Origin of the sequence: Terrirubrum flagellatum (assembly GCF_022059845.1) — a bacterium.
GTDB classification, from domain to species: Bacteria; Pseudomonadota; Alphaproteobacteria; order Rhizobiales; family Beijerinckiaceae; genus Terrirubrum; species Terrirubrum flagellatum.
Genome location: NZ_CP091851.1, coordinates 4,595,485 through 4,608,151, shown reverse-complemented (window position 1 = coordinate 4,608,151; position 12,667 = coordinate 4,595,485). Strand labels below are relative to the sequence as shown.

Sequence of the window (12,667 nt, the reverse complement as noted above, 5' to 3'; positions counted from 1 at the left end):
GATGCAGACCCCGGGACCTCGCGCCGATCAAGCTCATTCTGCAGAAGGTCCCGTGTCTGCGCAGCAACGTTTCACGTTGCAGCGCGCACGGGATGACGAAGAGCGCTAACGTCCCATCAGCGTCGCCACATGCGCCGCTGCTGATTTGCCCAGCCCTTCGAGATCGTAGCCGCCCTCCAGAAGCGACACGATGCGGCCTTTCGCATGTTTGCCCGCGAGGTCGAGCAGTTTCCCCGTCGCCCAGGCGAAATCGTCTTCCACCAGCATCAGGTTGGCGAGCGGATCGCGCCAATGCGCGTCGAAGCCGGCCGAGATGATGATGAGGTCGGGCGCGAAATCATTCACGCGCGGCAGGATCGACGTCTCGAACGCGTCGCGGAACTGATCGCCTTTGTCGCCGGGCCTCAGCGGCGCATTGACGATGGTGTCATGCGCGCCGCGCTCCTGCCGCGCGCCGCTGCCGGGATAGAGCGGCATCTGGTGCGTCGAGCAGTAGAGCACGCTCGAATCGTCCCAGAACACGTCCTGCGTGCCGTTGCCGTGATGCACGTCCCAGTCGACGATCGCGACGCGGCCGAGCCCGTGGACCGCCTGCGCGTGCCGCGCGGCAATGGCGGCGGTGGAGTAAATGCAGAAGCCCATGGCGCGCTCGCGCTCGGCGTGGTGGCCGGGTGGACGCATGGCGACGAAGGCGTTCGCGGCCTTTCCGCCGATCACCTCGTCGATGGCGAAGTTCGCGCCGCCAACCGCGCGCAGCGCCGCCTCGTTGCTGCCCGGAGACATGATGGTGTCGGCGTCGATCTGCACCAGCCCCTCGTTTGGCGAGGCTTCGGCGATGGCCTGGACGTAATATTCGGGATGGACGCGCAGCAGCGCCTCGCGGGTGCCCAGCGGCGCAAGCTCTCTCCGCAGGAGGGCGAACGATTCTGCATTAAGCGCCTCCTCGACCGCCCGCAGCCGATCCGGCCGCTCAGGGTGACCTTGCGGCGTGCGGTGATCGAACCCGGCCGGATGAGTGACGAGGAGGGTGGTCACGCGCCTCAAATCTCCGTGGTTTTCGCGATGATGGCGGCGGCTTTTCGGTCTGTCCAATGGTCGCCGCACAGGATTGATCCGGCGCAGGACGATCCCTTGCAACCGGCCTTGCGACCGCCCAACTCGATGGCTATAAGCCCGCTCGCCCGCCGCGTAACCCGTTACGGCTGGGCCTTCGGTCGGAGTGTGGCTCAGCCTGGTAGAGCACTACGTTCGGGACGTAGGGGTCGCAGGTTCAAATCCTGCCACTCCGACCATCCGCCTTCGCAAATTTTGGCTTCGCCAAAATTTAGCTACGGCGTGACAAGGCCGTAGCGGCGAAGCGGATGCCACGACGAAGCGCCGAAGGCGCGAAGGCGGGCTGGATGAAGTATGTCTACATGCTTCGAAGCGCGTCCTATCCCGACCGCTACTATGTTGGCGCGACGATTGACCTGAAAAAGCGGCTTCGAGAGCATAATAGTGGTCAGGAAGGTCACACGAAGAAGTTCGTCCCCTGGGAGCTTGTCGGATACCTCGCATTTTCGGATCATGACAAAGCTGACGCATTTGAACTCTATCTGAAATCCGCGTCAGGCCGCGCCTTCGCCAAGCGCCACTTCTAATTTTCCTGTGCGCCCTCTCCCGCGACCTCCGCAAATCTCGCCAGAAACCGCTGCTCCGCCTCACCGGCGGTCCAGGGCTCCAGCAGCGTGAATACCGATTTCGGCAGCTTCTCCGGCCGCGTGAAGAAGCCGTTCGCCTCCTCGATCGAGAAGCCGGCAAGCCGCGTGGCTTCGAGAAAGGCCGACATGGAGTCGGCGCGCTTCATCAGGGCGTAGACGACCTTCGGCGTCTCCGGCTTCAGGCCGAAGCGCAGATGGATGGCGGAGAGCAGACGCTTCTCGACGCCGCGATAGCCATCGCCCAGCACCGCCTTGAACGGCGAGATCATGTCGCCGATCACATATTCCGGCGCGTCATGCAGCAGGATGGTGAGACGCCATCGGTCGCTCATCTCGGGCGCGAGCGCATTGGCGATCGACTCGACCAGCAGCGAATGCTGCGCGACGGAATAGATATGCGGCCCCTTCGTCTGGCCGTTCCAGCGCGCGACGCGCGCAAGCCCGTGCGCGATGTCCTCGATCTCGATGTCGAGCGGCGAGGGATCGAGGAGATCGAGCCGCCGCCCCGACAGCATGCGCTGCCATGCGCGTGGGGCTGTTGCTTTCATGGTGTGACGCGCCTTCGGTTACGGAGGCCGAATCCGCGAGCGAGCCGAAATAAAATGCGCATGTCGCCGCCTCCCTCCCCCCGCTTGCGGTGGGGAGGGTGAGGGTGGGGGGAGTGACGCCAGAGTTTCATTTTGATCGCGCGACAATTGCTGATGCGCCCATTGCGCATCTCCACGCCCCACCCCCCTCCCTCCGCAAGCGGGGAGGGAGGCGGCGCGAAAACAGCGAGAACGGATTCGAATTTTCATCTCTCCGCCAGCTTCGCCACCTCGTCATGCCTGAAGCAACCGACGAGATGGTCGTTGTAGAAGCCGGTCGCCTGCATGAAGGCGTAGACGATCGTCGGCCCGCAGAAGGTGAAGCCCTCCTTCTTCAGGTCTTTTGAAATGCGCTGCGACAGAGGCGTTTCCGCCGGCACCTGTTTGAGTTTCGTGTAGCTGTTCTGCTGCGCGCGGCCGTCGAAATATTTCCAGAGATAATTCGAGAAGCCCTCGCGCTCCTCGATCTTGAGATACGCCTTCGCGCTCGGAATGGAGCCTTCGATCTTCATCCGGTTGCGCACGATGCCTTCATTCTGCATCAGCGATTCAATTTTCTTCGGCGTGAAGCGCACGATCTTCTCGGGCTCGAACCCGACGAACGCCTTCCGGAAATTGTCGCGCTTGCGCAGGATGGTGATCCAGGAGAGCCCGGCCTGGAATCCGTCGAGCAGCAGTTTCTCGAACAGCGCGCGCGAATCGCGTTCGGGCACGCCCCATTCCTCGTCGTGATATCTGACATAGAAAGGATCGACGCCAGGCCAGCCGCAGCGCGCCTTGCCGTCTTCATGCGTGATGAGGTCTTCGCGGGGCGGAGGCATGGCTCAAAATATATCCAGATGTCATCGCCGGGCTTGACCCGGCGATCCAGTTCATCGTTGCGAGATGTCCTCCGGTCTGGATCACCGGGTCAAGCCCGGTGATGACGCGCGTTGGAGGTTGCAAATTATGTCGCCGGCTCACCCGGAAACGCGAACGTCGCCCAGGCCGGCTTCGCCAGCGTGAAGGGCACGCCGCCGGCGCTGAGCGTTTCGCCCGCCTTCAGCGCGTCTTCGACGCGATCAAGGCGAAGCTTCGCAAGGCCGCGCCCGTTCGCCTGCGAGCCCGTGGCGCCGATCACCTTGTCGCCGGCCTTCGCCTCGACGCCTTCGGTGGGCGCAAAACCGCCTTCATAGATCACCGGCACGATGCGCGTGCGCCCGCCGGAGCCGCGATGCTGCATGCGGCTCACCACCTCCTGCCCGACATAGCAGCCCTTCTTGAAGTCAACGCCGCCGAGCTGGTCCATGTCGGCCTCGTGCGGGAACGCGTCGCCATAGGCGAAATCCTTGCCGCCTTCGGGAATGCCGAGAGCGATCCGATGGGCGTGGTACGACTGCGCGTCCGGATGCGCCTCGGCTGTCGCGCGCTCCGCAATGACGCGCAGGCCGAGCTCCGCCGCGCGCGGATCGGCAAAGCGGACGCCATCGTCAACGTGGCTCTCTCCCCACGCGGCGATGACGCCATGCGATCCCGAGAGATCGTCGATCGCGATCTTGGCGCGCAGGCGGTACATCGTGAGCCGCTTGAAGAAATCAGCGATGAGCGCGCGCGGCGCGTCGATCAGGAAATCGCCGTCGGCGCTCTCCGTCAGCAGGAAATCGACGAGAATCTTGCCCTGCGGCGTGAGCAGAGCGCCCAAGCGGCCAAGGCCCGGCTTCACGCCCGCGACATCGCAGGTGACGAGATTGTTGAGCCAGTCCCGCGCTTCGGCGCCGGAAACGCGCACGACGCCACGGTCGGAGAGATAGGCGGTGGGCATGGCGCGCGCTTCTGACTTGCGGGACGGACAGTCGGTACGTATTCGCCCGTCATCCGCCTCACAAGCCCGGGCCGTCCCATGCCTCAGACCTACGATCTCATTCTCTCCGGCGGAACCGTGGTCAATCAGGACGGCCGCCACCTCTCCGACATCGGCATCGAGGGCGACCGCATCGCCTATATCGGCGATCTCTCACAGGCCTCCGCTGGCGAGCGCATCGACTGCAAGGGCCTGCACCTCTTGCCCGGCGTGATGGACACGCAGGTCCATTTCCGCGAGCCCGGCCTGACCCACAAGGAGGACCTTGAAACGGGATCGCGCGCGGCGGTGCTCGGCGGCGTCACCGCCGTGTTCGAGATGCCGAACACCAATCCGCTCACGACATCGGCGGACACGCTCGCCGGCAAGATCGCGCGCGCCACGAACCGCATGCATTGCGACTTCGCCTTCTGGGTCGGCGGCACCCATGAGAATGTCGGCGAATTGCGCGATCTCGAGCGGCTGCCGGGCGCGGCGGGCATCAAGGTGTTCATGGGCTCTTCGACAGGCACGCTGCTGGTCGAGGATGATCCAGGCGTGCGCGCGATCCTGTCGCAGGTGAGGCGACGCGCCGCGTTCCATTCCGAGGATGAGCAGATGCTGCGCGAGCGCGCGCATCTCAGAGTGAAAGGCGATCCCTCCTCCCATCCCGTCTGGCGTTCGCCCGAGGTGGCGATGCGCTGCACCGAACGGCTCGTGCGCATCGCGCGCGAGACCGGCGCGCGCATCCATGTGCTGCATATCTCCACCGCCGACGAGATGAGATTTCTCGCTCATCACAAGGATGTCTCCTCCTGCGAGGTGACGCCGCATCATCTCACGCTTGTTGCGCCCGATTGCTATCAGCGGCTCGGCGCCTACGCCCAGATGAACCCGCCGGTGCGCGATGAAGCGCATCGCGCAGGGATATGGGAGGGACTGCGCCAGGGCGTGGCCGATATCCTCGGCTCCGATCACGCGCCGCATGCGCGCGAGGAGAAGGAGCATTCCTATCCCGACACCCATTCCGGCATGACCGGCGTGCAGACGCTCGTGCCCATCATGCTCGATCATGTGAATGCAGGCAGGCTCACGCTGGAGCGCTTCGTCGACATGACGAGCGCCGGTCCGCAGCGCCTGTTCAACATCGCGCGCAAGGGCCGGCTCGCGGTCGGCTATGACGCTGACGTGACGATCGTCGATCTGAAGCGCCGCGAGACCATTCGCAATGAATGGATCGGCTCGCGCTGCGGCTGGACGCCCTATGACGGCGTGACGGTGACGGGTTGGCCGGTCGGAACCGTGATTCGCGGCAGGCGCGTGATGTGGGAGGCCGAAATCGCGACGCCATCTCAGGGGCGCGCTGTCAGATTTGCGGAAACGCTTGCGGCGCAGTGAGTTTTTGATTTGCGAATGAGGCCGCCGGGCCGCTTCGTTCGGTTCCATCCGATCGCTTGCCCATCGTCATGCGGGTCCACTCGCGCGTCGTAGCCATCGAAGCGATCGATCACTCGCGGGTATGATTTCCGGCGTCAATGCGCGCCGCATTCTGAAGATCGCGGCGATTCGCAAGCTGAAGTGATTGCGCGCGTCGCATTCGTATGATTGTCGCTTTGTGAAAGCCGCAATGGAAAAGCCTCCATGCCGAAAGCCGTTCCAGCCGAGTTGGCGCGCCTGCGCTCAAGCATCGATAACATCGATGCGGCGCTGGTTTATCTGTTGTCCGAGCGTTTCAAGATCACAAAACAGGTGGGCTCGCTGAAAGCCGCTCATTCCCTGCCGCCAGCCGACCTCGCCAGGGAGAAGGAGCAGGTGGATCGGTTGCGCGCGCTGGCGGAGGACGCGCGACTCGACCCCGACTTCGCGGAAAAATTTCTCTCTTTCATCGTGAAGGAGGTGATCCGGCATCACGAGATCGCCGCGGCTACTGCGCCGAATCGATGATCACTTCCTCGCCGAAGGAGCCGTTCTTCGGCATCGGCTTGTAGGTCGAATTCGAGGCGCGCAGGACGCGGATCGGCCTGGCGCCGACCTCCTTCGCCTGCCGCATGTCGCCATCCGCGTCGCCATAATAGATCTTGATCGCATGCTGGCGCATGAAGGAGGTCTTTTCCTCGCTGCCTGCGGTGAAGACGACCTTGTGCATGCTTTTGATCGCGAAAGTCTGCTCGATGATTTCGCTCAGCTTCTCGCCGTCGGTGTAGGTGCGGCCAGTGATGAAATAGATGTCATCGCCACGCTTCTGATGCATGTCGATCAGCTTGCGCGCGACTTCCTTGGGAATCGAATATTTGTCGCAGCCCGCATTGATCTCTTTCCAGAACTCGATGTTCTTGAGATAGGCCTCGCTGCCCGGCGAATATTTGCGCTGGCCATAATAGAAGCACGGACTTGAAAAGAGCACGGTGTCATCGACGTCAAAGCCGACGACCATGGGCGGCTTTCCCTCGAGGCTCGCTTCGATCTGATCGACCGACACCCAGTGGACCGGCGCCACATGCAGCATCTGGTCGATGGTGACGCCGGGATAGAGATTGGACGCATCGGCAAGCGCCGGCCCTGACATCAGCGCGAGCGCAAATGCGGACGCGATCACCCTGCGGCGGCAACTCATTCGATCTCCCCCTTAATTTGCCGGCTATAAAATTGCGGTCTTGGGCGGAGATTGTCAATAAACAGTGGTTTCCGAGTTCGCTATTCGGCGCCTCCCTTGTCGCCGGGCGCCAAAGACTGGCAATATGGCTGCGCGCGCAGCAGGCCGGGGCGGTCGCGATGCCACATGCCGAATTCGATCGGGACGCCTGGCTTCAACGCATAGGCTATTCTGGCTTCGGCGCGCCTGATCTTGCGACCCTGAACGGGCTTATTTTCGCGCACGCGCACGCAATCTCTTACGAAACTCTCGACATCATGCTCGGCCGGCCGCCGAAGCTCGATGTCCCCGCTCTTCAGCGCAAGATGATCGCGGGCCGGCGCGGCGGATATTGTTTCGAACAGAACATGCTTTTTCGGGAGGGACTTCGGTCGCTCGGCTACAGCATCACAAGCCTGTAGGGCCGCGTCGTGCGCGGGCTTGAAATCGACGCGCCGCGTCCGGCCATTCACATGCTGTTGCAGGTCGAACTGCCGGACGGACGCTTTCTTGCCGACGTCGGCTTCGGAAACCTTGCTCCTACATGCGCGCTGCGGCTTGAGCCCCATATCGAGCAGGAGACGCCGCATGGGGTCATGCGCTTTATCGATGTCGGCGGCGAACTGACGCTTCAGGCGCGCTTGAAGCATGGCTGGGAGCACATCTACAGAGTCATTCCCTATCCGCGCTATGACGGCGAGTATGATATCTGCAATTGGTACACCGGAACGCATCCGGACACGCCCTATCAGGGCAATATCATCGCAGCGCGACCGGGACCGGACAGAACGCGGATCACGATGTACAATGCGCGCGTGACGATCCGCGACGCGGACGGGCGCGCGGAGAAGCGCTGGCTGACGACAGACTCCGAATTTCGTGAAACGCTGCGCGGCGAATTCGCATTGAACATGACCGACGAAGAAATCGACCGGTGCGTCGCGATCATGAAAGCCAAAGGGACGGGCGACGCGCCGCATCCGTTCTTTGCTTAGAGGCGCCTATTTCCCCGTCGTCACGCGGGTCCATTCACGCGTCGCGACCTTCTGCAGCTTGTCGTCCATCGTGGTGATGGTGAACAGCCGCTTCATCGTCTCCTCGTCGGGATAGACGCCCTTGTCGGCGAGAATCTCCGGCTTGATCAGCGTCTTCGCCGCGAGATTGCCGGAGGCGTAGGCGACCATATTGACGTTCTTCGCCGCCACGTCGGGCCGCAGCATGTAGTCGATGAAGGCGTGCGCCTCGGCCGCGTGTGGCGCGTCGGCGGGAATGGCGAAGGAATCGATCGCCACCTGCGCGCCCTCGCGCGGAATGATGTAGGCGATCTCGACGCCGTTCTTCGCTTCTTCCGCGCGCTTCTTCGCCTGCAGCACGTCGCCGGAATAGCCGAGCGCCATGCAGATGTCGCCGTTGGCGAGCGCGTTGATGTATTCGGACGAGTGGAATTTGCGCACGTTGGTCCTGATCTTCACCAACGCCGCCGCGGCCTTGCGGATGTCGTCCGGCTTCTTTGAATTGGGGTCGAGATTGAGCATGCGCAGGGACGCCGGCAGCACATCCTCGGGCGCATCGAGCACATGCACGCCGCAGGCTTTCGCCTTGGCGATGAGCTTGGCGTCGAAGAGCAGATTCCAGCTGTTGAGCGGCTGGTCGGCTCCCAGCGCGTCCTTGATCTTCTTGACGTTCACGCCGATGCCGACCGTGCCCCACATATAGGGGACCGCGAACTTGTTGCCGGGATCATAGACCGCGATGTTCTTCTGCACGTCCGGCCACTGGTTCTTCAGGTTCGGCAGCTTCGCGGCGTCGAGCGGCAGGAGCAGCTTCTGTTCGATGAAGCGCTGCAGGAAGGTCGCCGATGGCACAACGACGTCGTAACCCGACTTGCCCGCCAGCAGCCTCGCCTCAAGCGTCTCGTTCTTGTCGTAGACGTCATAGACGACCTTGATGCCGGTCTCCCTGGTGAAGTCCTCCAGCACCTTCGGGTCGATATAGTCGGACCAGTTATAGACGTTGACGACCTTCTCCTGCGCCGCGGCGGGCAAAAGGCTCGCAATGGCGAGGGCGGCGGCGAGAACAAGACGTTTCATCAGCAGGCGGCTCCGGGATTTGGGGCGCGGCGAAGTTAGGAAAAGCGCCGCCTGCGCTCAATCGGAAATACACGCGTCCGCCGCGCGAAAAAGCCGCGCTCGCCCATGGATCGGACGGGCGGTCAGCGGCGGGAAGTATGACAGTGTCATTGAGTGTGATATAAGGGCGCCGGAGGGTTCGATGCGAACCAGCAAGCCCATCACAGTGACCTTGGGAAGCCAGCAGGCGAGTCTCGACCGGCGTCTCAAATCCGGGAGTTATGCGAGTGCGAGCGAGGTTCTTCGCCACGCTCTGCGCGCGCTCGACCGTGAAGATGCGGCGCTCGAAGAATTGCTGCGGGTGAAGGTCGCGTCCGCAATGGCGGACAAGCGCCCAAGCGCGCCGGCGAGCGAGGTTTTCAAGAGGCTTCGCGCTCACCACGCCCGCAAGACGAAGGCCGCGCGTGGCGCATAAGGTCTATTTTCGGCCGCAGGCCGAAGCGGATATGTTCGCCCTTTACGAATATATCGCCGAACAGGCCGGCCTGACGATCGCGCAGGGTTATATCGACCGGATCGAGGCGGCCTGCCTGGCGCTGGCGGATTTTCCCGAACGGGGAACGCGGAGAGATGATCTCCTTCCCGGTCTCCGGACGATCGGCTTCGAGCGGCGCGCGACCATCGCCTTCCGCGTGCTCAAGACGCGAGTCGAGATCGTGACGATCGCCTATGGCGGGCGGGATTTCGAAAGCGGTCTTCGCGCTGAAGACGCTGCCGAGGAATAGGTTCGAAAGCTGCGCTGCTGAATGCCTTCACGCCGCCCGCGCGTTCAGCGTCTCCAGCCTTTTCAGCGCGGCGTCGAGCGTCGCATCGGTCTTGGCGAAGCAGAAGCGCGCCACCGTCGTCACTGGCTGCTCGGCGTAGAAGGCGGAGACGGGGATCGCCGCGACGCCATGCGCGGTGACAAGCCGCTGACAGAAAGCGACGTCGTCGTATTCGCCCATCGGAGCGAGATCGACATTGAGGAAATAGGTGCCGGCGCTCGGCAGCACGGAGAAGCCGCGTTCCGTGAGCCCCGTCGCGAAACGGTCGCGGGCGCGCTGGAATTCGGCGCGCATGCCGGTGAAGTAGGAATTCTCCTTCGCGAGGCCATAAGCCACCGCGGCCTGCAGGTTCGGCGGCGTTGTGAAGGTCAGGAACTGGTGCGCCTTGGCGAGAACCTTCATCAGCGTTGGCGCGGCGCAGACGAAGCCGACTTTCCATCCCGTCAGTGAAAAGATCTTGCCGGCGGAGCCGATCTTCACGGTGAGCTCGCGCATGCCGGGCAGCGTGATCAGCGGAACATGGTCGCGGTTGTCGAAGATCACATGCTCCCAGACCTCATCGCAAACCGCGATCGCGCCATGGGCGACGCAGAAGCGCGCGAGCAGTTCGAGGTCTTCACGGGCATAGATGACGCCGGCGGGATTGAGCGGATTGTTGAACAGTACGACCTTCGTTCTCTCGGAAAAGGCCGCCTTGAGATCGTCTTCGGAAAAGCGCCAGTGCGGCGGCTTCAGCGTCACGAATTTCGGCACGCCGCCAGCGCGCTTCACCAACGGCAGATAGGCGTCATACATCGGCTGGAAGAGGACGACCTCGTCGCCGGGCTCGATCAGGGCCATCAGCGCGCCGGCCAGCGCCTCGGTCGCGCCCGACGTGATCATGATCTCCTGCTCGGGGTCGAGCGAAAGGCCATGCCAATGGCCGTAATGGGCCGCCACGGCGGTCCGGAGCTCCGGAAGGCCCATCATCGGCGGGTACTGATTCCACCCCTCCACGACCGCCTGAGCGGCCTTCTGGCGCACGTCCAGGGGCCCGGGATCGTCGGGAAAACCCTGGCCGAGATTGACCGCCTGATGCTCCCGCGCCAGCCGCGACATCACCTCGAACACGGTGGTCGGCAACCCTGAAAAGATCGGGTTCATGGCGGCGCTCCCTCAATCGGCGCTTGGCCGGGGACGGCTGTCTAGCTCCCCGCCGACCGATCCTCAATGCGACCGCGACCGCCTGACGCAGCGGCGTCGGTTGACCTGACGCCTGACTTGTGATGAAATTCAAAAATCATCAGTTATCAAGAATCAGTCGTCAGGCAGGTCGATGAGCGTTCGCGCAAGAGTAAGCCCGGAAGAGACCCGCTGCCGCATCATGGCGGTGGCCGAAGGGCTGTTCCGGCGTATTGGCTACGCCAAGACGGCGGTCGCAGACATCGCCGCCGAGCTCGGCATGTCGCCGGCCAACGTTTACCGCTTCTTCCCCTCCAAGGGCGCGATCAATGACGCGATCTGCCGTCGCCTCTGCGAGGAAAGCGAGGAGCAGGCCCGCAAGGTGCTCGCCTCTCCGCTCTCCGCTCCGGACAAGCTCCGCGCCACGGTCATTGGCCTGCATGAGCACCACAAAGGGCTGCTGAACGACGAGAAGCGCATCCACGACATGGTCGAAGTGGCCATGAACGAGAGCTGGGAGTCGATCGAGGCTCACTGCGATCGCTTCAAGCAGTATTTCGCCGAGATCGCCGCTGAAGGCGTCGCCGCTGGCGACTTCGATCCCGACATCAACACCGAGATCGCCGGCAAGATGATCTTCGCCGCCTGCGCTGGCCTGTTTCATCCCACCCTCATCGCCCAGTTCGAGCGCAAGAAGGAAAAGCCCGACCCCAACGCCATGGTCGACTTCCTCCTTCGCGCGCTGCGTCCCTCCCGCTGACCGCCAACGAGCCCGCTATGCTCAACCGCCTCCCGACCGCCATCGCTCTCCTCTCCACGCTCGCGCTCGCCGCCTGCAACGAGGCGACGCCGAAGACCGAAGCGAAGATCGATGGTCGTCCCGTCCTCGTCGAAAAGGTCGTCTTCGCTCCGCTGACCCCCGAGCGCACCTTCGTTGCGTCGGTCCGTCCGCGCTTTGAAAGCGATCTCGGCTTCCGCGTTGCCGGCAAGGTGGCGCGTCGCCTTGTCGATGTTGGCGCGGTCGTAAAGGCGGGCGATGCCCTCGCTCTTCTCGATGACGCCGATCTGAAATTGCAGCGCGAGCAGGCCGACGCCGAATTCGGCGCCGCGACCGGCGCGCTCGCGCAGGCCAACGCCGAATTGAAGCGCGCCGCCGATCTGCGCGCCAAGGGCTGGTCGACCGACTCAACAGCGGATGCGCGCCGCGCCGCGGTCGATGAGGCGAAGGGCCGTCTCACGCGCGCTGAGCGCGCCGTGTCGCTCGCGAAGAACTCGCTTGATTACACGGTGCTGCGCGCCGACGCCGATGGCGTCGTCACCGGGACTTCGATCGAGGCCGGCCAGGTGGTCGCCGCCGGCGCGCCCGCCATCCGCGTCGCGCGCACCGCCGAGCGCGAGGCGCTGATCGCCATCCCCGAGGCGATGATCGAGCGCGTCCGCACCGGCAAGGCGAAGGTCGCTCTGTGGGCCGCGCCGGACCGCGTCTATGACGCTAAGCTGCGCGAGCTTTCGCCCGCCGCCGACGCCGCGACCCGCACCTACGCCGCGCGCTTCACGCTCGAAGGCGCGGGCGTTGAGGCGCAGTGGGGCATGACCGCGACCGTCGCGATTTCCGAGAAGGACAATCCCGTTGTCGCGCGGCTGCCGCTGTCGTCGCTCGCCAATCAGGGCGAGGGGCCAACGATGTATGTCGTCGATAAGGCGAGCGGCGCGCTGTCGAAGCGTCCGGTCAATGTGCTTCGCTTCGATGCGCAGCAGGTGCTTGTCACCGGCGGCGTGAACAATGGCGAGTTCGTCGTCGCGCTCGGCGTGCAGAAGCTCGATCCCGCCCAGAAGGTGCGCGTCGTCGACGCGCTCGCTTTCTGACGCGTGCTT

At 63.7% G+C, this 12,667-nt stretch carries 14 protein-coding genes, 1 tRNA gene and 1 pseudogene; 9 read left to right on the top strand and 7 right to left on the bottom strand.

Translation table 11 applies throughout. The features are described 5' to 3' along the window. Positions 1-105: 105 nt before the first annotated feature. Positions 106-1,035 (bottom strand): histone deacetylase family protein, encoded by a 930-nt coding sequence (locus L8F45_RS22270; protein WP_342360025.1) that lies wholly within the window; start codon positions 1,033-1,035, stop codon positions 106-108. Positions 1,036-1,215: 180 nt separating this feature from the next. Here L8F45_RS22270 and L8F45_RS22265 point away from each other — a divergent pair. Both L8F45_RS22265 and L8F45_RS22260 read left to right on the top strand, forming a co-directional pair. Continuing rightward, a tRNA-Pro gene (locus tag L8F45_RS22265) sits at positions 1,216-1,292 on the top strand. Between the two features lie 69 nt (positions 1,293-1,361). Next, positions 1,362-1,640: a GIY-YIG nuclease family protein gene (locus L8F45_RS22260; RefSeq protein ID WP_425329950.1), complete on the top strand. Its 279-nt coding sequence runs from the start codon at positions 1,362-1,364 to the stop codon at positions 1,638-1,640. On the opposite strand, the gene L8F45_RS22255 is transcribed toward L8F45_RS22260, so the two are convergent. The 3 genes from L8F45_RS22255 to ygfZ all read right to left on the bottom strand — a co-directional run bounded on the left by L8F45_RS22255 (position 1,637) and on the right by ygfZ (position 4,088). Beyond that, positions 1,637-2,248 carry an HD domain-containing protein gene (locus tag L8F45_RS22255; RefSeq protein WP_342360024.1) on the bottom strand — a complete coding sequence of 204 codons (612 nt, stop codon included), beginning with the start codon at positions 2,246-2,248 and terminating at the stop codon, positions 1,637-1,639. The genes L8F45_RS22260 and L8F45_RS22255 overlap by 4 nt on opposite strands. Positions 2,249-2,493: 245 nt before the next feature. Then, positions 2,494-3,108, bottom strand: coding sequence for a DNA-3-methyladenine glycosylase I (locus L8F45_RS22250; RefSeq protein ID WP_342360023.1), 615 nt, complete (start codon positions 3,106-3,108; stop codon positions 2,494-2,496). Positions 3,109-3,233: 125 nt separating this feature from the next. Next, the gene (gene ygfZ, locus L8F45_RS22245; protein WP_342360022.1) at positions 3,234-4,088 is read right to left on the bottom strand and encodes a CAF17-like 4Fe-4S cluster assembly/insertion protein YgfZ; all 855 of its coding nucleotides are present in this window, start codon (positions 4,086-4,088) and stop codon (positions 3,234-3,236) included. Between the two features lie 78 nt (positions 4,089-4,166). Here ygfZ and L8F45_RS22240 point away from each other — a divergent pair, with 78 nt between their 5' ends. Next, positions 4,167-5,504, top strand: a complete 1,338-nt coding sequence (locus tag L8F45_RS22240) for a dihydroorotase (RefSeq protein ID WP_342360021.1) — start codon at positions 4,167-4,169, stop codon at positions 5,502-5,504. 243 nt (positions 5,505-5,747) lie between these two features. Next, positions 5,748-6,050, top strand: coding sequence for a chorismate mutase (locus L8F45_RS22235; protein WP_342360020.1), 303 nt, complete (start codon positions 5,748-5,750; stop codon positions 6,048-6,050). On the opposite strand, the gene aphA is transcribed toward L8F45_RS22235, so the two are convergent. After that, complete coding sequence (gene aphA / locus L8F45_RS22230) at positions 6,031-6,720, bottom strand: acid phosphatase AphA (protein WP_342360019.1); 690 nt, start codon at positions 6,718-6,720, stop codon at positions 6,031-6,033. The genes L8F45_RS22235 and aphA overlap by 20 nt on opposite strands. On the opposite strand from aphA, the pseudogene L8F45_RS22225 reads away from it, so the two are divergent. Then, positions 6,687-7,733, top strand: a pseudogene (locus tag L8F45_RS22225) (arylamine N-acetyltransferase family protein). The gene aphA and the pseudogene L8F45_RS22225 sit on opposite strands and share 34 nt — an antisense overlap. A gap of 6 nt (positions 7,734-7,739) precedes the next feature. Here L8F45_RS22225 and L8F45_RS22220 read toward each other — a convergent pair. Further along, positions 7,740-8,831: a polyamine ABC transporter substrate-binding protein gene (locus tag L8F45_RS22220; RefSeq protein WP_342363541.1), complete on the bottom strand. Its 1,092-nt coding sequence runs from the start codon at positions 8,829-8,831 to the stop codon at positions 7,740-7,742. Positions 8,832-9,009: 178 nt separating this feature from the next. Here L8F45_RS22220 and L8F45_RS22215 point away from each other — a divergent pair, with 178 nt between their 5' ends. Beyond that, positions 9,010-9,282: a ribbon-helix-helix domain-containing protein gene (locus L8F45_RS22215; RefSeq protein WP_342360018.1), complete on the top strand. Its 273-nt coding sequence runs from the start codon at positions 9,010-9,012 to the stop codon at positions 9,280-9,282. Further along, complete coding sequence (locus tag L8F45_RS22210) at positions 9,272-9,592, top strand: type II toxin-antitoxin system RelE/ParE family toxin (RefSeq protein ID WP_342360017.1); 321 nt, start codon at positions 9,272-9,274, stop codon at positions 9,590-9,592. The genes L8F45_RS22215 and L8F45_RS22210 overlap by 11 nt, the downstream gene beginning before the upstream one ends. A 27-nt stretch (positions 9,593-9,619) precedes the next feature. On the opposite strand, the gene L8F45_RS22205 is transcribed toward L8F45_RS22210, so the two are convergent. Further along, the gene (locus L8F45_RS22205) at positions 9,620-10,774 is read right to left on the bottom strand and encodes an aminotransferase (protein WP_342360016.1); all 1,155 of its coding nucleotides are present in this window, start codon (positions 10,772-10,774) and stop codon (positions 9,620-9,622) included. Positions 10,775-10,946: 172 nt separating this feature from the next. Here L8F45_RS22205 and L8F45_RS22200 point away from each other — a divergent pair, with 172 nt between their 5' ends. Next, positions 10,947-11,552 (top strand): TetR/AcrR family transcriptional regulator, encoded by a 606-nt coding sequence (locus L8F45_RS22200; RefSeq protein WP_342360015.1) that lies wholly within the window; start codon positions 10,947-10,949, stop codon positions 11,550-11,552. A gap of 17 nt (positions 11,553-11,569) precedes the next feature. Next, positions 11,570-12,658, top strand: a complete 1,089-nt coding sequence (locus L8F45_RS22195) for an efflux RND transporter periplasmic adaptor subunit (protein ID WP_342360014.1) — start codon at positions 11,570-11,572, stop codon at positions 12,656-12,658. The last annotated feature ends 9 nt before the right edge of the window (positions 12,659-12,667 follow it).